The 18,372-nt window shown below is 34.5% G+C and carries 17 protein-coding genes; all 17 read right to left on the minus strand.

Annotation, left to right across the window (positions count from 1 at the left end):
• Positions 1-23 precede the first annotated feature (23 nt).
• Positions 24-623: a nitroreductase family protein gene (locus tag BXU10_RS06175; RefSeq protein WP_078226597.1), complete on the minus strand. Its 600-nt coding sequence runs from the start codon at positions 621-623 to the stop codon at positions 24-26.
• Between the two features lie 125 nt (positions 624-748).
• Entirely contained in the window at positions 749-1,237 is a 489-nt protein-coding gene (locus tag BXU10_RS06180) for an SRPBCC domain-containing protein (protein ID WP_078226598.1), read from the minus strand.
• A gap of 260 nt (positions 1,238-1,497) precedes the next feature.
• Positions 1,498-1,914 (minus strand): hypothetical protein, encoded by a 417-nt coding sequence (locus BXU10_RS06185; RefSeq protein ID WP_078226599.1) that lies wholly within the window; start codon positions 1,912-1,914, stop codon positions 1,498-1,500.
• Between the two features lie 265 nt (positions 1,915-2,179).
• Positions 2,180-2,824 (minus strand): suppressor of fused domain protein, encoded by a 645-nt coding sequence (locus BXU10_RS06190; RefSeq protein ID WP_078226601.1) that lies wholly within the window; start codon positions 2,822-2,824, stop codon positions 2,180-2,182.
• Positions 2,825-2,841: 17 nt separating this feature from the next.
• Positions 2,842-3,588, minus strand: a complete 747-nt coding sequence (locus BXU10_RS06195) for a YegJ family protein (protein WP_078226602.1) — start codon at positions 3,586-3,588, stop codon at positions 2,842-2,844.
• Between the two features lie 396 nt (positions 3,589-3,984).
• A complete protein-coding gene (locus BXU10_RS06200) occupies positions 3,985-4,959 on the minus strand; it encodes a hypothetical protein (RefSeq protein WP_123921961.1) in 975 nt (324 codons plus the stop codon).
• Between the two features lie 153 nt (positions 4,960-5,112).
• On the minus strand, positions 5,113-6,069 hold the full coding sequence (locus tag BXU10_RS06205; protein WP_078226604.1) for a DUF6620 family protein: 957 nt from the start codon (positions 6,067-6,069) through the stop codon (positions 5,113-5,115).
• Positions 6,070-6,103: 34 nt separating this feature from the next.
• Positions 6,104-7,030, minus strand: coding sequence for a hypothetical protein (locus BXU10_RS06210; RefSeq protein ID WP_078226605.1), 927 nt, complete (start codon positions 7,028-7,030; stop codon positions 6,104-6,106).
• 12 nt (positions 7,031-7,042) lie between these two features.
• Positions 7,043-7,285: a hypothetical protein gene (locus BXU10_RS06215; RefSeq protein WP_078226606.1), complete on the minus strand. Its 243-nt coding sequence runs from the start codon at positions 7,283-7,285 to the stop codon at positions 7,043-7,045.
• A complete protein-coding gene (locus tag BXU10_RS06220; protein WP_078226607.1) occupies positions 7,285-8,238 on the minus strand; it encodes an SPFH domain-containing protein in 954 nt (317 codons plus the stop codon). Before BXU10_RS06220 ends, BXU10_RS06215 begins: the two co-directional genes overlap by 1 nt.
• A 166-nt stretch (positions 8,239-8,404) precedes the next feature.
• Entirely contained in the window at positions 8,405-9,085 is a 681-nt protein-coding gene (locus BXU10_RS06225) for a hypothetical protein (protein ID WP_078226608.1), read from the minus strand.
• 135 nt (positions 9,086-9,220) lie between these two features.
• On the minus strand, positions 9,221-9,709 hold the full coding sequence (locus BXU10_RS06230) for a hypothetical protein (protein ID WP_078226609.1): 489 nt from the start codon (positions 9,707-9,709) through the stop codon (positions 9,221-9,223).
• A 366-nt stretch (positions 9,710-10,075) separates the two neighbouring features.
• Positions 10,076-11,464, minus strand: a complete 1,389-nt coding sequence (gene lpdA, locus BXU10_RS06235) for a dihydrolipoyl dehydrogenase (RefSeq protein ID WP_078226610.1) — start codon at positions 11,462-11,464, stop codon at positions 10,076-10,078.
• 454 nt (positions 11,465-11,918) lie between these two features.
• On the minus strand, positions 11,919-12,503 hold the full coding sequence (locus BXU10_RS06240; protein WP_078226611.1) for an NUMOD4 domain-containing protein: 585 nt from the start codon (positions 12,501-12,503) through the stop codon (positions 11,919-11,921).
• 222 nt (positions 12,504-12,725) lie between these two features.
• Positions 12,726-13,490, minus strand: a complete 765-nt coding sequence (locus BXU10_RS06245; protein WP_078226612.1) for a LytTR family DNA-binding domain-containing protein — start codon at positions 13,488-13,490, stop codon at positions 12,726-12,728.
• Positions 13,491-13,691: 201 nt separating this feature from the next.
• A complete protein-coding gene (locus tag BXU10_RS06250; RefSeq protein WP_078226613.1) occupies positions 13,692-15,011 on the minus strand; it encodes a RagB/SusD family nutrient uptake outer membrane protein in 1,320 nt (439 codons plus the stop codon).
• 11 nt (positions 15,012-15,022) lie between these two features.
• Entirely contained in the window at positions 15,023-18,361 is a 3,339-nt protein-coding gene (locus BXU10_RS06255; protein WP_078226614.1) for a SusC/RagA family TonB-linked outer membrane protein, read from the minus strand.
• Between the last annotated feature and the right edge of the window lie 11 nt (positions 18,362-18,372).

Genomic DNA, 18,372 nt, shown 5'->3' on the forward strand with positions numbered 1-18,372 from the left:
ATTTATTCTGGCCTGTAATTGATTTAGATACTCTCAATCACACTGTCCAATAATCTTCTCGATTTTGGCATCACTTCGATTCGGTTAAAATCATCGTCAGCGCCATAACCAACCGCCATAGCAAACAACGGTTTAAAATCAGACATGTTAAGAATTTCTTTGTATTTGTCAGATTCGATACCTTCCATAGCAGTAGAATCAAGACCTAAAGCAATACTGGCAGTCAAACCAACTCCCAGAGCTATGTATACTTGTTGGGACAGCCATATTTTTAAATCCACTTCAGGCTTACTTGCTTTCATTTGGTTGTACCAGTTTCTGCGTGCTTCCGTGAACTGAGTATCTACTATTTGCTGAAAAGCATCAAGATCATCTGCAACACTAAAAACAACTACCAGCTGCGCCTGATTTACTTTTTCCTGATTGTGCATCGAAACCGCTGCTAATTGTGCCTTAACTCCCGTATTTTGAACAAAGGTAAATTTCCATGGCTGTACATTTATAGAAGAAGGGCTTAGGTATAAAATCTCTTTCAAAGCTTCGATTTTTTCCTGCGGAATTACTTTGTCAGCGTTGTACTTCTTAGCAGAGTATCTTTTTTTCATTAATTCCAAAATATTCATAATGCTGTATTTTAACGTTTTTACTTTTATAAACTGCAAAGTTAAGCTGATAAGCTGAATATTTCGGCAATTGTAAGCGCAGTTTTGTAACGGAGTACATTTTATTGTTGTTTTTTAAAACAGCATTATTCGCCGGCACTTAGTTTTCTTTCGTTTTCGGTCTGGGGTTTTCCGCTCGCATTCGGTTCGCCTTTGCCTGTCGTTATCAGTTTTTTTAAGCTATTCTGAATGTAATTGGTCCACGAATCCCTGCAGATATCAAAACATTCGTAGTCGGGAACCAGACCAACGTGTGTAAACCTAAGCTCTGTTTTTGCGTTTTTCTCCGTTATTTCAAAAGTGGGTTTTGTGCCAGTCCATTCGGTTTCATCTTCTGTAAACTTAAAATAGTTTTCTTCCACCAGCCAGACGATTTTCCGGTTCGGAATGACCTCAGTCAATCTAACTTTACAACGGTGAATATCTTCATAATGATAATTGAATTCATCATTGAGTTTTGCCGAATCGCCTTCAATTTCTTCTGACCACCAGCCACGAACGTTTGTTACGGCATTAAAAACGGCTGACGGAGACTGGTCAACCTTTACTACTGTACTAAAATCTGATGCACTCATTTTATGTTTTTTAAAAAGTTACGAAACAAATTTAAAGCTTAAATATCAATAGGTTAGGGGTATAAAAAGACAATTTTAGTATCAATCCGGACAATTTATATGATGAAATTGAGAAGCAGAACTATCCATTTTTATCAGAACCCTTTGTCCTGCTCTGCGCTATATCTCTGCCTGCAAACCCTGCAGCCAGAGGATACCGCTTCGATCAGGGCTAGAGTAGAGGTTTCGTTTTTATAAGAATTTAAAAATGAGAAAAAGTATCATTCTATACGTTCATATTCAGATGTAGAGCAATCAACACACTCTTGTCTTAAATAGAGTTTTTTGCCAATAATTTCAAAAGACTGATCAAGGAAAGCCTCAGCAGTATCTGAATTCCCTTTATCGATTACAATTACTTTTCGCTTGCCGCCAAAAATTGATGGTTTGCTCTGAATTGAAAATTTTTGGGTTTTAGACAGATTGTCATTTATATAAGTTTTTAAAGAAGTACCTGAGAATTCAATAATCATTGTTTGATTTAGCTTTTCAGGAGTTAATGATCCGCCACCAAAACCTCCGGAGGTAAGAATCCAGTTCCATCGGCCGTTTAAACTATTTTTAGACGATACATCTTTATCATCATTACTGCAGGAAATAAGGACTGCGAAAATCAATAGTAAAGTAAACTTTTTCATGGGTTAAAAATTTAGGATAGTTTACTTAAGAGATACAGGTTTTGTTAAAGGGTTGCTTAGTAGTTGATTAAAAAGACTGTCATTAAAATAATCCATGTCAAAATCGGGATCTCTCCAAATTTCAAATCGTTTTGCAGAGGCCTTAAGCTTTTCTTTGTCAAAAGTATTTTCATTCCAGTCTGTTGTTCTGTAATCGGCTATTTCTGCAGCTTCTGTAATGATGATGGCGGAATAAAAAACAGATGTGAATAGAATAAATGTACCATTATTTTCTGTTTAAATCTGTTATTAACAATGGATTGTTTTCCTTTAATTTATTTACAAGTGCTTCTGCTGTTCCGGGATTCTCTAAAAGGGATTCATATTCTGACTTCGTTATGCCTACTATCTGCAAAAATGAAACTTCTCCGTGAGGTGTTAGTTTTTTAGGGATTTCAGGATCTTCAACAAAAACCAAAGCTGTAATATCAGTGTCAGTCTCCAGCCGTATTGGACCATTGGCAGGCATGAAATGATACTCTTCAAACCATTTTCCACTGCTAAAAACGTACTTTGCAATATTCTGCAAAAGCGCAATTGCCCACGAAGGGTTTCCGTTGTCTTTTTCAAAAGGTTTTAATCTAAAGGTGAGTTCAAATCCCCATTTGCTGAATTCGCCTCCTGCTTTTTCTTCATCATAATACAATTCCGAAAATCCATAAGTGACAAAGTGGAAATGGTATGTTTGTTTTTTACTTTCATAAACGCTGACGCCATCAAGCGGATTATCTCCTCCAAGCATATAACTGATTGCCGGGGCATAATGTTTCGGTTCCTGACCTGGATAAAGGCGTTCAAACTCTTTGTCTATTTCGAGCCATCCGACAGCATCGTCTTCTGTAAACTGCTTTTTGTAATCTTCTAATGTCATAATGTAGCTGTATCTGTTTAAAAAAGCGAAATTAAATGTTCCCAGTTTAGTTGTCTGGCAAAATCGAGTGCTGTTTTGCCGTTATTGGTTTTTGCATGAATGTCGGCACCTGATTTTAGCAAAACTTCAACAGACGTTCGGTTTCCGGCAATTGTTTCCCGATGTAAAAAGGTGTAGCCCAATTCATCTTTTGAAGTAAGCTCCATAGGATTGTTTTTGATGAAATCTTCCAGACTTTCTTTCATATTGATGCTCATAGGATGTTCAGTTAAATTTTGAGGGTTTTCCTTTTGTTCATATACAACCAGAATATTATTAAAATCTCCAAAATCCATACCCCAGGCATCGTCATGTTCTTCTTGTTCTGTTTGAGTCATTTCGGAACGCATCGCCTGGATGGAAAATCCTCCATATGTTTTGCCTTGCGTTGCAAATAACCAGTCGCTTATCTGATTGAACGGAATTTCTACTTCGTCGCCATTATTTACATTTGTTAATTCGTTAGGGTCATTAACCAAAATACCATATATTTTTTCGCCATCAAAATTGATGTCATTGATCCACATATGCTCAACGATTGTTTCATTCTCAATATCCTGTGTAAAGGCCAGTTTTACGCAGGCTACTTCTAATGCGGGAATAATGCGCCGATATTCCCAGGATAATTCTCTCCAGAAATATTTAAACGTTTCCTGTGCTTTTTTGAAGGCGTCAATCATTTTCGGGCTTTCGCCGTCTGCAAAAAATATAGGTGTGCTTTCCATAATGTATTTTAAATTTTATTTGATATTGTAAATATATTTTTTTTATTACAAAAAAGCAGTTTACCATTTCTGAAATTTATCAAATTAACAAATAAACCCGTTGGGTGAAATTGATTTAAAAAACTGATTTGATTATAAAAAGTATAAATCGGGAGTAAAACATCATTTATGACTTAAGGAATTGATGTCATCCTGAGCGGAGTCGAAGGCTTTTGAACACGAAAGGGCTTTGACTAAGTTTATCCTGAGCGAAGACGAATGGACTCAGCCTGACACTCATTTTTAATTTCACCAAACGGGTTAAATAAATATAATTATTTCACTATGGCATAAAAAAATCCGACTTACTTTCACAGATCGGATTTGATATCAATAGTAATATTTTACATTACCAACTTATTTACTTTCTTTTTTGTCTCTCACTGTCATCAGGATTGTTGTTAATGCAAAATATTCATGCAAAGCTTCGTCAGAAAGCCCTGGTGTAGTTTTTTGTCTGGCAATTCTTATTTTATCCAGATCTTGTTTATCCAGCATTTTACAGGCTGAACCTGTCAATTCCTTATTTCCGGCAAATCCAAAAAACTCTTTTTCAAAATTATAAGGGACATCGTTTAGTGATTCCAGAATTTCAGAGCGGCTTTTGGATCCTTTTGGCTTAATGATAAAGGTTTTTCGGTCTTTCATTATAAATTGAATCGTGAAATCTTCAAGCTGTTTTCTTTCAATCAATGAATTTAGAAATTGGTCTCCGTTATCTGTCGCCATTAAATTCAGTAGTACAGCAGCATTATGCTTTGCAGTTGAATTGCCACTTGATATAGCTGAAATAAGCGTTTTTTCTGCGGTTTCAGCACTCATATTGTTGAACAAAAAGATACTAGCATCAATAGCATTTAGCGTTAGAAAATGATTAGACAGAAAAATTTTAGCATCCGGAACACTAATTAATTTTGTGGCCAGTTCAGTAATATCTTGTTTCCGATAGTTAAGATAAAAACAAATTTCGAGATAGGTTGAAAGTTGTAAATCATTCAATTCACACTTTTTAAGACCTTTAATTACTGTTGGTAAATAAGTATCAGTACTATCAAGCCTTATTAAAAGTGATGAAGCGTCAAAACAAAAATAAGAATCTGCAGTTTCATTATCAATTAGTGTTTTTAAGCAGGGAGCTGCCTCTTTTGGATTGTTTCTTGCTGTTTTCCAAAACAGGTCGAGATCATTGTTTTTCAGGCTTTTTAAAGTATCAGTCAATTCTGAAGGCTTGAATCCGTATACTTTCTTTTTCAAAAGCTGCAGACTATCGCACGTTTGTGAAAAAGAAATAAGGCTTGTAAAGAGTATTGCAAATAAGAATATTTTTTTCATTAAAATGTATTGGTATTATTTTAAGCTTATTTATTTTCTCACCAAATATATAATAATTGTCTTCATAAATTGAAGTGTTTTGTGAAAACGGTATTAATAAAAAATCCGCTTTGCTTTCACAAAACGGATTAATTTTTGGTTTTAAAAAAGATTTTAGAACTCTACATCATCAGCAATATTTCCGCCTTGTTCTGCGGCGAATTTTGCTGCATATTCTTTTTGTTTTTCCTGCTGGTAATTTGAAAACTCCATAATCTTTTCTGAGTTCCAGTTTTGATTCTGTTCTGTCATCCACTGCATGGCAACCGACTGGAAATCGGCCAGATTGATTCCGTAGTTATCCAGAATCCATTGCGCTCCGTCGATTCCGTATTCGTAAGCAGCCTGTCTTGCTCCGGCAAGTTCTTCATAGAAATAACGATCAGTTTTGATTTTTTCAAGATTTGCCAGACCTTCTTCTGAAACTTCTGCCTTGACATTTTCTAATTGCGGAACGGTAACATTTTCTGCATAATACTGACCAAATAAGGTTGTAACAGTAAATGAAGTGTCTTCGCCCATACGCTGTGGCCAGATCGTATTTAGTTCTTCCCAGATTACAGACTCGATACCCATTGCTCTGCAAACTTCATTATAATCTACTCCGGCGCTAATCTTTAAACACATCGCAGTATAATCTCTCAATGAAATACCGTGTACAGGTTCAAGAAACGGATTGTTATCATCAACTTTTACAAATCCTGAAGTCTGAATGCCGCTGTATTTTAATGAATTAGCATTTTCAAACCGAATCATTTGGTCAGAATCGCAGTCATTCCATTCTTTATAGACTTCTCTTCTGTAATTGGTATAAATGCTTTTAATATCACTGTCTCGTAAATTTTCGCCGCTATCACGTTCGTCTTTAATCCAGGCTTCAGCTCTTGTTTCAACTTCATTATCAAAATCTTCAACATCGTAATGCGTTCCATGCAAAGTTTCAGGATCGTATTCTGTTTCCTGATATTCGTTTTCATACACATTTTCATAATTATCATTTGAAGTTTGTGCATCAATCTGATTTTCTTGTTTGTTGTCTCCGGTTAGGGAACCAAAAAGTTTTTTAAACATTTTTCTGTTTTTAAGGGTTAATAATTTATTGGTATTATGAGTGATTCTGATACATTCTTTCGTTGTGCTCTTTTAAATCGGGTGTAATTTTATTCCACTCGTCATACATGGCTCTTAAATAAACCTGATATAATTTTGGGGCATTTTGGATTACATTTTGCCTGTCGATTTCCAGCTGATCCATTTTGGTGTTCATTTCATTAACGACTTTACTGTCTGTTTCATGTATCTTACTCAGGCTTAATTCATGACGCTGGTGATACAATTCGCGTTCTTTGTTGTTTTCAGTTTCAAAAGCTTCATACAAATGAACTGTTCTTTGTTCTGCAAGACCCCGTGCAATATTTTGTAACATTCTGGCTTGAGTGCTGGGAGCAAAAGTGTTTTGCGATTGACAATAAGGGCATGATATATAAGTTTCTATTAAAAAAATCTTATCAATAGTGATATTTCCTCCACATTGTTTGCAGCTGAATTTATCCTTAATGGTTTCAAATTCATTGAGAATTTTTTGGTACTCAATTTCGAGGTCACGTTCCTGAGTTTTTTCGATTTGATCACTCCAGTGTTCAAATTTTCTTTCAAATTCATTATGTCGGTCGGAGCAGGCTGTTCTAAAATCAGAAAGTAAATCATGATGTTTGCTTAAGACAGAAACCTGAGAATTTAGATCGTAATAAATACGGTTTATTTTTTCTTCGTAAGTATCTCTGGCTTTTTCTCTGATGTTGTTTAATTGGCCTCTAACTCCTGCATATACTCTGCGAAAAGTTCTTTTATAAAGGTCTTCATCTTCTTCTAAAAGCTGTTTCAATTCCGGGATAGCAGCAGTTGTCAGCTCTTCCATTTTGACCTCCAGTTTTTCTAAAAAAGCAAACCATCTTTGCTGTGATTCCTGAAGTTCTGCATACCATTCAGGAGTGGTTTCTTCCTCTTTTTCTTTATTAAATAGTCCGAACACGTTACTTGTTTTTTAAATTGAATTATCTTCTTTTTTAATATAAAATCCGTCTGTAAGTTTGACTTGTATGAATTCATATCCGCAATAGGCGCAATTTGTCAGCCCGTCATGTTTGGCTCTTCCGGCTCCGCAGTTTGGACAATCTTTAAGACTCATTTGGGCATCGGTAATTTCAGTTTCGCCTCCATAATTGGATTGTTTTTGCGCCTTTTCTTTTAGTTTATCCAGAAAGGACATTACTTTTTTCTCTTCCATTATAATTGGCTTAATAATTCCGTTTTCTTGGTTTTAAATTCATCTTCTTCGATTAAACCGGCATCAAACAATGATTTCAGTTTTTGAAGTTTTGAAGTCAAATCGTCCTTCGGTTCTTCTTTTGGAGTTTCTTTGTTTTGTTGCAGCTGGTTTAAAAGAATGCCCATACTTAAGGCATTTTGGGTTGCATCGTGCATTGCGGTTCCTTTTTCACCAATTGCCGTTGCGGTATTGAATTTGGTAAATTTATCCATATCGGTTACCATATTCATGTTCGTTATTTTATCGTAGTGAGCCGTAACTTCTTCTGGTAAGGTTACACTGGTAATGACAAACTGTGCCAATTCAATTCCTAATTGAAGAAAATAAGGTTTTAGATAAGGTTCTATTTTTTGACCTAATTGTGTAATATTTCCGGCAACATCTGTAATGGTGATGTTTTCATTTGCCAGAACTTCTCCAAACTTTGGAGCTACAAAATCCCTTAATTGGTTTTGGAGTTCAAAAATAGTAAGCTGTTCATAAGTACCGGCATATTGACGGAAGAATTTGGCAACATCAATTATCCTGATATCAAAGCTTCCAAAAGCCCTAACCCTGATTTGTCCAAATTGCGGATCATGGAGCAGGATAGGAGCCGGAGTTCCCCATTTGTTGTTGATAAACTGGTGTGTATTAAAAAAGTAAACATCCACTTTAAATGGACTTTCAAATCCGTATTTCCATCCTTTGAGGGTACTCAGGATAGGGATGTTTTCTGTTGAAAGGGTGTGAAGTCCGGGTAAAAATACATCCGCAAGCTGTCCTTCGTTTAACAGCATTGCCTGCTGGCTTTCGCGAACCGTTAGTTTTGCCCCGTTTTTTATTTCTTTGTCTTCATCATGGAATTTCCACATTAACAAATTTGGGTTGCTTGTTGTGGCTTCAATTATTTCTATAAAAGGTAATTTCATACGATATTTTTTGCAGGAATAAAAATAAGAATTTTAATACATCACAAAAGCTTTTTCTATGAAATTTTTAATGATTTTTTGTTAATAAAGAGTGTTGAAAATAAAAAAAAACTTGCTATCGAATTCAAAGATATATCTGAGCATATTAGCTTTTATTCTATTGCTTCTATTTTATTATTTGCTCTCTTTTTAATAATTCAATAAACTTTTCACATTCACTTTTTGTCTCACCATAAATATGTATATAAAAAGAATGTTCATGTAGCCAAATCCCTTTCTTTATTATCAAATTTTGAGTGCTTATCCATTTATTAAATTCATCATTTGAAGAATTATGCATAAAATAGTTTTTAGTTAGTTCTTCAAAACGATTATTTTCTATTAAGTTAAAATAGACAGGACATTCATATTTTTTATTTTGATTTATTAAGTCAATGAAAGCATAACTCTCAATGAATTTCTCAAAAGAAGAATAAATGATATTTACAGTTTCATCATTATTATCATAAGTGCATATTTGTCCTTTTTCACTTATTACAAACCAAAATTGAGCAGTTTCATGGTCACCACAAAAAAAATAATATCTGTTGTTAACTATTAAATAATCAATTACTGCATTTTTTAAAATATTTTCCTTAGAAATTAGAAACGCATTAAATTTTGAAGAGTTTTGATTTTTAATTGTCAGCTCCAGTCCTGAAAAATCCATTTGAAATTCAATGATTTTTTCAAATTCTGGGATATTATGTTTTTTAAAATAATCAACTAATTGCTCGCGACTAACAACAAATTCGTTGTTCCGTTTTAATTTTGCCAGATATTTTGAGGCGTTATGTGAAAATCTCATTTTTATTAAGTTTCTTAAGCGGGTTTGGAATTAAATTAAGCCCATTCTTCGGATTTGCCAAATAATCCCAAATTCAAAACCATTTTTCCATTAAGCCAATTGTCCAAATCAGTTGAAACTGTTATAGATAGTTTTTTATGCTACTTTAGTCTTTATACTGTCACCAATTGCAAGTAGTAGGTTTTTAGTTGAAGCTTTGTAAATACCATTCTGTTTTAAGATAAAAACGATACGAATTAATTGTCCCATTCTTTCTCTGCTCGTATAATAATAGTATTGAGTTTCGTTATCAACTTTGAATGCCTGATAAACATAATTATTATTAGCTTCTCTGTCGTCAATCGGTTCATAACCACCTTCAGTTACAAATTTTTGAAAAAGTTCAAAGGTTTCAGCTTTCAACTCGTCAAGGGTAAAAGGATTTTTTGGGTCTAATGATTTTCCATAATTTGTTATAGAGAAATTGATACTTTTAGTTTTGTTTATAGCCCTAAAACGATCGCTTTTATACTGTGTCCAATCTTCAGGTATATCAATTAGATATACGTTATCAATACCAATGTTTTTAAATTTAGCTTCGTTTTCATTTTGATTTTTACTTTTAAAAATGTCAAATATTCCCATGTCTATTGTTTTATAGTGTTGTTAAAATTGCCTATAACTCATTTATAATAGTTTCAAAATTACTATTAGGCAGCAGCCGACTTAGCTAGTAGTGATAAGTATTATTCTTATAATTCTTTCAAATATATAAATAATGTTTAGAAATTTCTTAAAAGGACTTTATTCTCTCCATCCTCAAATTAAATTATGAAACCCGATGCCCGCATGAGGGATAGCAGCGATATCCTTTTGTGAAGAGAAACGGAACAAAAGATTTAGCGAATAGCCCGACCCGTTTTTTCTGCGGGTCATGCCATAAAAAAATCCGATCTGTTTGCACAAATCGGATTTTTGAAATTGAAATTATATATAACCGTAATTGATATATTACAAGTGAATTACTTCGCCATAAGCATCTGCAACAGCTTCCATAACAGCCTCGCTCATAGTTGGGTGAGGGTGGATCGATTTAAGGATTTCATGACCTGTAGTTTCCAGTTTACGGGCTACAACAGCTTCAGCAATCATGTCTGTAACTCCGGCACCGATCATGTGGCATCCTAACCATTCTCCGTATTTAGCATCGAAGATTACTTTTACGAATCCGTCAGCATTTCCGGCAGCTTTTGCTTTTCCCGAAGCTGAGAATGGGAATTTACCAATTTTTAATTCGTATCCTTTTTCTTTAGCCTGTTTTTCTGTTAAACCTACAGAAGCAATTTCTGGAGTTGCATACGTACAACCCGGAACGTTTCCGTAATCGATTGGGTCTACGTGTAAACCTTTTATTTTCTCCACACAGTTGATTCCTTCTGCAGAAGCTACGTGAGCCAAAGCCTGTCCCGGAGTAACATCTCCAATTGCATAGTAACCAGGAATGTTGGTTGCGTTGTAAGCGTTTACTAAGATTTTATCACGGTCTACAGCAATACCCACTTCTTCTAAACCTATATTTTCGATGTTTGTTTTGATTCCAACCGCAGAAAGTACGATGTCAGCTTCCAAAATTTCTTCTCCTTTTGCTGTTTTTACAGTAGCTTTTACACCAGCTCCTGAAGTATCTAATTTTTCAACAGATGAGTTAGTCATTACTTTGATACCTGCTTTTTTCAAAGATTTTTCAAATTGTTTTGAGATATCTTCGTCTTCTACCGGTACAACGTTTGGCATAAATTCTACAATTGTAACATCAGTTCCCATTGAGTTGTAAAAGTGTGCAAACTCAACTCCAATTGCTCCAGAACCTACAATAATCATAGATTTTGGCTGTGTTGGCAATGTCATCGCCTGACGGTAACCAATTACTTTTACACCATCCTGAGGTAAGTTTGGCAACTCACGAGAGCGGGCTCCTGTAGCAATGATGATATGGTCAGCGCTGTATTCTGTAACTTTATTCTCTTTATCCGTAACGTCCAGTTTTTTTCCCGGTTTAAGTTTTCCGAAACCTTCAATAACGTCGATTTTGTTTTTTTTCATCAGGAAAGTAACCCCTTTGCTCATTCCTTCAGCAACACCACGGCTGCGTTGTACTACAGCAGAGAAATCTTTATCAAACTCAGAAACTGTTAATCCGTAATCAGAAGCATGTTTAAGATAATCAAAAACCTGAGCCGATTTTAATAATGCTTTTGTTGGGATACATCCCCAGTTTAAGCATACACCACCTAAGTTTTCTTTTTCAACTACAGCTACTTTAAAGCCTAATTGTGAGGCTCTGATAGCTGTTACATATCCGCCGGGACCACTTCCTAAAACAATAACGTCGTATTTCATTTTTTGCTTATTTATTTGTTATTTGAAAAAAAATGCAGTCGGCAAAAGCCTCGTGTCATTTTAAATTTTTTTAATTTGTTTTTAATGCTAAAATGCAGTCGCTAACGCTCGTGTCATTTTTTTTGTTTTTTAGTTTTAATATTGAAATTGAGGCTTATTTTCCGAAACTCTTTTCCAATTATTCACGATTATTTTGTGTTTGCGAATTTAAGGATTTATTTTAAAAAATAGTTCAAAAATTTATTTTTACCACTTAAGGTTTTGGTCTTTTCACAGAAATCTAATGAATTGTTAATTGTAAATTGTGAATTATGAACTGTATATTGAAATTTTGAAGATAAATCTGAAAAATGAAGTGTTTCCCAAAAAAAAAGTCCAGGAACTTTGATAGTTCTTAGACTTTGCTCAGCGTAAAATTATTAATAATTGACCATTAACAATTCACAATTCACCATTAAATTTTGACATGTCCCCAGTTTTCACCGCTGGCAATGCGTCTGATCTGCATTTCGCTTACACCAAATTGTTTGGCAATCATCTTAAGGCGTGTTTTTTGTTCAGGGCGGGCTAATATTTTTTTGATAAGCATTACTTTTGTGGTGGTTAACTTTCTACCGTCTGATTTTATATTGTGTTCGATCAGGTTCTTTTTTGCCTGAATGACATGCGGACTTTTACGGCTGTGTGCAATCATTTCTTCTCTTGTAGCCCAGCGAAGATTGTTAACATCGTCATTGTTTCGGATATAATCTAAATGAAGTACGTAAGTTTGCTCTTCGGATTGTTTCGGAATAAAATACTGGGCAACTAATTTGTAGAGAAAAATGTATTTATTGACAATTTTATCATCTTGTCTGACTTTAAACCTAAAGGTAGGATATCCGTCACTCAGACCTCCTTTTAGCAGGCGTCCGTTTTGTATATCATCTGTAAAACTTATCAGTCTTCCTTTGTTTGAAATGGCATATCTAAATTGTAGGGATTCATTAATTTCTATTTCTTTAAATTCCTCATTTGGATAAAATCTAATCTGTTGCATGTTTCTTTTTCATTTGAAATTCTAATATCTCAAAGATACAATTTCAAAGAAAATAATACTATCTGCTTGATTATGAAGTGCGAATTTTATGATTATTATAACGCTATTTTAACTTTTGAAACATTTTTCATCACTTTAGATTCGTTGAAAGGCTCAAATTAACATTAATTCACCTCTTTAAAATTTTTTACTCAGACCTTTTAGGTTAAAAAGGTTCTCAAGCTATTGGTCGAGCCAGTTTTTAAAATTATTTATCTCTTTTTTGCTAAGTATAATGGGATCATTTTCGACTGCCGGAACAGTAAGAATCAATTCGATTTTTTGAGTGGAGTGTTTTACGACCTCTTTTATACTATTTCGGTTTACAATGTATTTTCGGTTAATCTTGAAAAAAATAAACGGATCCAGATTATTTATAATATCGGTTAGTGTATTATTGTACAAATAGCTGCTTCCTGATTTGAGATAGATGAACAAATGTTTTCCGGATGCGGCAAAATAAGTGATTTCGGCTTCGTTTACTGATATTAGTTTATAGCCATAATTGACTAAAAAATGACGTTGTATTTTACTTGTTTCCGGATTTTCAAGCGCAACAAGTGATTGTAAAGTGTTGTCTGAATTAAAGCTATCCTTGATTTTTTTAAATTTGATTAAAGCTTCTAATAATTCTTGTTCTTCAAAAGGCTTTAAAAGATAATCAATCGTAAAATGTTTAAAAACAGATATAGCATAAGAATCATAGGCCGTAATGAATATGACAGGGCAGGAGACAGTTGCTTTTTCGAAAATTTCAAGACTTTTTCCGTCGCCAAGGTGAACGTCCATAAAAGCAAGGTCGACATTGTTTTGGGTAAAAAAGGCAACAGCTTCTTTTACAGATTTTAAAAGCGTAATTTCGGTAATCTGTAAAATATCCTGTTGTTCTAAAATAGATTTCAGATAACTCGAAGCAAGGTATTCGTCTTCAATAATGGCAATTTTCATTTTTCCTTTCAGCTATAATAAAAAGTTTCATTTTTAGGAATGAATCTCTAATTTGATTTTGCAAATATAACGGACTCAGATTTTTTTACAATATGTTTTTTTAGGAGTTTAAAGAATTCTTAATTATTTAAATTTTGTTTAGTCTTAAAAATAAAAAAGACCCAGTTGAAAAACTGGGTCCTTTTACAAAAACAATAGGTATTATAGATTGGGATTGTTTAATCTCGCGTTTGACGGGTAAATAATGGTATAACGAGGATCGTTTTGTATTAATGTATAACTGTCACCGTCAAATGTGTGAACGATTTGTTTTTGAGAAGTTCTTCTCAAATCAAACCAACGGTGCCCTTCAACAGCAAACTCACGATGTCTTTCTTCTAAAATAAAGTTTGTTAAATCTACAGCATTCATCCCATTAACATCGCTTTCAAGCTGCGTGTAAGCAGCTGCTGTGTATCTGTTTTTGATGAAACTTAAAACAGTTGTCTTAGCATCAGAAATGTTATTCAGTTTTAATGAAGTTTCAGCTTTTGTCAGATATAATTCAGAAGTTCTGAAAGAACATTTTTGCTCGTCATTAGCTCCTTTTTGAATTCTGAATCGGCTTCCGCTGGCTACAAAGTAAAGAGGAAAACGTAAATCTGAAGTTTTGTTATAAGAATTGATTAAATCTGATGAAGCATAAGAAGTAAGTTTAAGACCATTGATATATCCGTCTTCAAGAGCTAAAACAGACTCTACAGAATTGTATTTTGTAGCCAAAACCGGAGTTGCTTTTAGGTCAACCAGTGTATTGTTGATTACTAAAGCTTTATTTGCTGCATCAAACGATTTTTGCCATTGCTGCTGGTATAAATAAATACGGCTTTCTAAACTATACAATGCTACTTTGGAAAAACGATAGTTTTTACCAGTTGGCTGTGAATTTAAATTGATTAATTCTTCGGCTTTATTGGTGTCAGAAATAATTTGATTGTAAATTACTTCAACACTTTTAGGAACAAAAACCTGCTCAAGGTCAACTTGTAAGGCTAATGGAACTCCCTTGTCAGAAGCCGCAGTTGTAGCATTATAAGGTTTTCCGAATAGGTTAATTAGGTCAAAATAGGCCAGTGCTCTCAAGGCGTGGGCTTCACCAATTAACTGGTTTTTCTCAGGAGAATCAGCCAATTTAGACGATGCATCATTGATGATTACATTCGTGTAAAAAATTACCGTGTACAAATCCTGATAGTGAAAAGTTATTGTAGAACGATCCGGATTAGCATCTTTCCAGATATAGATATCTTTGAAGAGATTGATTTCATCTCCAAATTCATTCATGGTTAATTCATCAGTACGAACAGCAGTTAATGATTTGTGCTCAGGATAGGCATCATATCCTCTGGTTAAAACTGCACGATATTGGTCTAATGTTTCCGGAATAACTCGTCCAACCGGAGTAATGTCTAGATAATCATCACAGCTGCTTACTGCAATGGCTGCAACGAAAAGTACTATATATTTTGAGAATTTTTTCATCTTTAATGGTATTAGAAAGTTACATTACATCCTAAAGTAAATGACTTAGGAACTGGTTGTGCATAGATGTTTCCGAAAGTTTCCGGGTCAAAGTAACCTTTGTAATCAGAACTAATTACGAATAAGTTTCTTGCCTCAACATTGAATCTGATGCTCGCAATATTGATTTGATCTGTAAATGCTTTAGGGAATGTATAACCTAAACGCATACTGCTTAATCTCATATAACTCATTTCACTGGCCCATGTATCTAAATAATTCATTGTTGGGATTGCATTTCTTCCTGAAAAATACTGATATGCCATCCATGAATCTCCTGTGCCTGATGTTTCACTTGTAATCCCAGGTAAATTAGAAGAAGTATTTGTCGGTGACCATGCATCTAAGATATCTCTACTGTAATTTTGTCCTCTGTCAACCTGAGTTCCATTATAAGGTGGATTTTTTACTACAGTTTGTTTTAAATTAAAAGATGCTGCAATAGTAAGATCAAAATTCTTTACTGTAAACGTATTGGTAATACCACCTGTAAACTTAGGATCTCTGTCTCCTAAATAAACAAATAAATCTCTAAATTCAGCCGCAGTTAATTTTGTATCAGAGAATGCTCCAGGGAAAAAATCTGCCCAGACATCATATAATCCGAAGAAAGTCTGTGCATTTACTGTTTCTCCTTGTTTGTTTACAAATAGAGGATATCCACTTTCGTCAATTCCTTTTGTTCTAAATCCAAATACAGCATTTACAGGACGTCCTTCTCTGTCTGGCATATAGTCACTATCGCGTACTTGTACGCGGTCTATGTTACTCTTGTTGTGAGAAAAGTTGATGCTTGTATTCCATTTAAAGTTTGGAAGTTCAATATTCTTTGTAGACAAAGTGATTTCGTAACCTTTATTGCTTACCTGTGCCCAGTTCATGTTGGTGAATTCAAAACCGTTCTCTAACGGAAGTGCTCTTGAACCAATTAAATCTGTACTTTTTCTTCCGTAGAAATCTGTTACAATGCTGATACGATTGTTAAAAAGACCTACATCTGCACCTAAGTTAACATTGGAAGTTTTTTCCCAACGTAGTTTATCGTTTGGAGGGCTGGTTACCGAAATAGTAGGCTCTGATTGTCCCGGAAGAATAATTGCTGTACCGTTAGTACCTACTACATATGGCGACGTATTTTTATCTATGTTTCCTTGTAAACCGTAAGAAGCACGAAGTCTTAGGTTTGAAAGTGTTAAGTTTTCTTTTAAGAAGTCTTCTTCAGAAACTGTCCATGAAGCAGAAGTTGACCAAAGTGGCAAATATCTATATTTTGGATCCACTCCAAATAAATCTGAACCATCGTATCTGACACTTCCAAATATACTGTACTTTCTATCGTATGTGTAAGATGCTGTTGCAAAGAAAGAAGCAAAAGCATTTTCATTTTTAGCTTTAGCGTATGCTATCCAATCTGATTCTTTTGCGAAACCTGCATTTGGGAAAACAATTTGTTGTGTTGTTAAATTCTTTTCGTCAAAACCAAACCCTCTAGTTGCAATAGATGTTGAATAATTTCTTCTTAACTCATTACCAACCATTGCTTCGATTTCGTGTTTTTCGCCTATTTTTTTAGAGAAATTCGCCATTGTTTTCAGGTTGTATTGAAAAAAATCTGTATTTAAATTTTGAATAACACCACCAACCGGAAGGAAATACAGCTGATTTCCACCACTAAAATAGCTCGATTTTTCTCTTAGGTTTCGGGTATAATAAGTGTCTTTACCAGCAAATTTTTCGCTAGCTGAATTATCTAATTGTAAACCTAACTGAGAAGTTAATTTTAAATCCGGAGTAATTTTGTACTCAGCATCCAATAAGGCTTTTATAGCTCTTGTCTTTAATTCGTGAGAAGTATTTTCTCTTTCTTCTAAAAAGTTAAAAGGTACTTTACGCTCTGAATAACCTACAATATCATCATCGTATTTATAACTTCCGTCAGCATTATATGGAGTTAAATATGGATTTACGTTTCTGGAATAAGTTGAAGGGCTTGTAAATGCATAAGAATCTGTTAGGTAAGAAGTATTTTTGCTTTCAGAACCAAAAATACCAACACCAACTTTGAATTTGTCTGTTATTTCAAAGTTATTTTTTAAGGTTAAGTTGTAACGTTTGAAACCAGTTCCAACCGTTGTTCCTTTTTCGTCATAGTATCCTAACGAAAAATAGTAATCAGACTTTTCTCCACCGCCTGATAAGCTCAAACCGTGCTGCGTATTCACTGCATTTTGGTATAATAAGTTACCCCAGTTTGTATTGTTATTTCTTAAATCATTGATAGATTGTTGTGTAGCAGGACTCAAAGAAGAGAATCCGCCTGATCTGAAAGCTGCTAATTCATTTGATCTGTTAAGGATACGCGCGATCTCTCCTCCTGAGTCTCTGTAATTCAAATCAGAACGGCTCGCCATGTTAAGTTCTAAATCAACTTTTTCACTTGCATTCATTAAGTTTAATTTAGCAAAGTCAGGTCTTTGTGTAATAAATACGTTGGTGTTAAAATTAACAACCATTTTACCCGCTCTACCTTTTTTAGTAGTAACAACAATTACCCCATTTGCAGCACGTGCACCATAAATAGCTGTTGCAGCGGCATCTTTTAAAATGGTAATATCTTTAATGTCATCAGGGTTTAAACCAGAAATAGAGTAGTTGTTTAGTACATCGATGTTATCTTTGTCAAAGTTTTTAGGAACTTCATTTCCTTCTAATGGCAATCCGTCAAGTACCCATAACGGATCTTGTGTACCGCTAAGAGAAGCTGTACCCCTGATTCTGATTCTGGCAGGCGCTCCAGGCGCTCCGGATGGTGTACTTACAGCAACACCGGCAATTTGTCCCACCAATAACTGGTCAATACTCGAAACCCCTGTTTGCTGAATCGCGGCCATATCAATTTTGGTAACGGCAGCAGTAAGTTTTCTTTTCTCGATTTTTTGATAACCGGTTACTACAACCTCCTGAAGTTTTGCTGTTTCAGATTTTAAATTGATAGTATAATCTTTTTGGGCAGAAAGATCTAAAGTGTAAGAAACATATCCCATAAAAGTTACTCTCAGGGAAGTTACATTTTTTGCTATTCTTAATTGAAATTTACCGTCAAAATCAGTAGTAGTTCCGATAGTGGAACTCTCGATAATTCCAGCCATTGAAGTTTTGTTGGAAATCGAATTGTTTTCGACAAAAATAGAAGCTCCCGGAATAGGGGACTTATCACTCTCGTCCAGTATTATTCCCGTAATGGTTCGGGTTTCCTGCGAGTATCCTGCGATGGCCAGGAACAGCAGTAAGGCATGTAAAATTTTTTTCATGTTTTTGGATT

The organism is Flavobacterium sp. LM4, from assembly GCF_002017935.1.
Lineage (GTDB): Bacteria > Bacteroidota > Bacteroidia > Flavobacteriales > Flavobacteriaceae > Flavobacterium > Flavobacterium chungangense.

What these genes read in the sequence shown, in the direction of transcription:
- BXU10_RS06175 (WP_078226597.1), bottom strand. Translation starts at nt 623, where the DNA reads ATGAATATTTTGGAATTAATGAAAAAAAGATACTCTGCTAAGAAGTAC.
- BXU10_RS06180 (WP_078226598.1), bottom strand. Translation starts at nt 1,237, where the DNA reads ATGAGTGCATCAGATTTTAGTACAGTAGTAAAGGTTGACCAGTCTCCG.
- BXU10_RS06185 (WP_078226599.1), bottom strand. Translation starts at nt 1,914, where the DNA reads ATGAAAAAGTTTACTTTACTATTGATTTTCGCAGTCCTTATTTCCTGC.
- BXU10_RS06190 (WP_078226601.1), bottom strand. Translation starts at nt 2,824, where the DNA reads ATGACATTAGAAGATTACAAAAAGCAGTTTACAGAAGACGATGCTGTC.
- BXU10_RS06195 (WP_078226602.1), bottom strand. Translation starts at nt 3,588, where the DNA reads ATGGAAAGCACACCTATATTTTTTGCAGACGGCGAAAGCCCGAAAATG.
- BXU10_RS06200 (WP_123921961.1), bottom strand. Translation starts at nt 4,959, where the DNA reads ATGAAAAAAATATTCTTATTTGCAATACTCTTTACAAGCCTTATTTCT.
- BXU10_RS06205 (WP_078226604.1), bottom strand. Translation starts at nt 6,069, where the DNA reads ATGTTTAAAAAACTTTTTGGTTCCCTAACCGGAGACAACAAACAAGAA.
- BXU10_RS06215 (WP_078226606.1), bottom strand. Translation starts at nt 7,285, where the DNA reads ATGGAAGAGAAAAAAGTAATGTCCTTTCTGGATAAACTAAAAGAAAAG.
- BXU10_RS06220 (WP_078226607.1), bottom strand. Translation starts at nt 8,238, where the DNA reads ATGAAATTACCTTTTATAGAAATAATTGAAGCCACAACAAGCAACCCA.
- BXU10_RS06225 (WP_078226608.1), bottom strand. Translation starts at nt 9,085, where the DNA reads ATGAGATTTTCACATAACGCCTCAAAATATCTGGCAAAATTAAAACGG.
- BXU10_RS06230 (WP_078226609.1), bottom strand. Translation starts at nt 9,709, where the DNA reads ATGGGAATATTTGACATTTTTAAAAGTAAAAATCAAAATGAAAACGAA.
- lpdA (WP_078226610.1), bottom strand. Translation starts at nt 11,464, where the DNA reads ATGAAATACGACGTTATTGTTTTAGGAAGTGGTCCCGGCGGATATGTA.
- BXU10_RS06240 (WP_078226611.1), bottom strand. Translation starts at nt 12,503, where the DNA reads ATGCAACAGATTAGATTTTATCCAAATGAGGAATTTAAAGAAATAGAA.
- BXU10_RS06245 (WP_078226612.1), bottom strand. Translation starts at nt 13,490, where the DNA reads ATGAAAATTGCCATTATTGAAGACGAATACCTTGCTTCGAGTTATCTG.
- BXU10_RS06250 (WP_078226613.1), bottom strand. Translation starts at nt 15,011, where the DNA reads ATGAAAAAATTCTCAAAATATATAGTACTTTTCGTTGCAGCCATTGCA.
- BXU10_RS06255 (WP_078226614.1), bottom strand. Translation starts at nt 18,361, where the DNA reads ATGAAAAAAATTTTACATGCCTTACTGCTGTTCCTGGCCATCGCAGGA.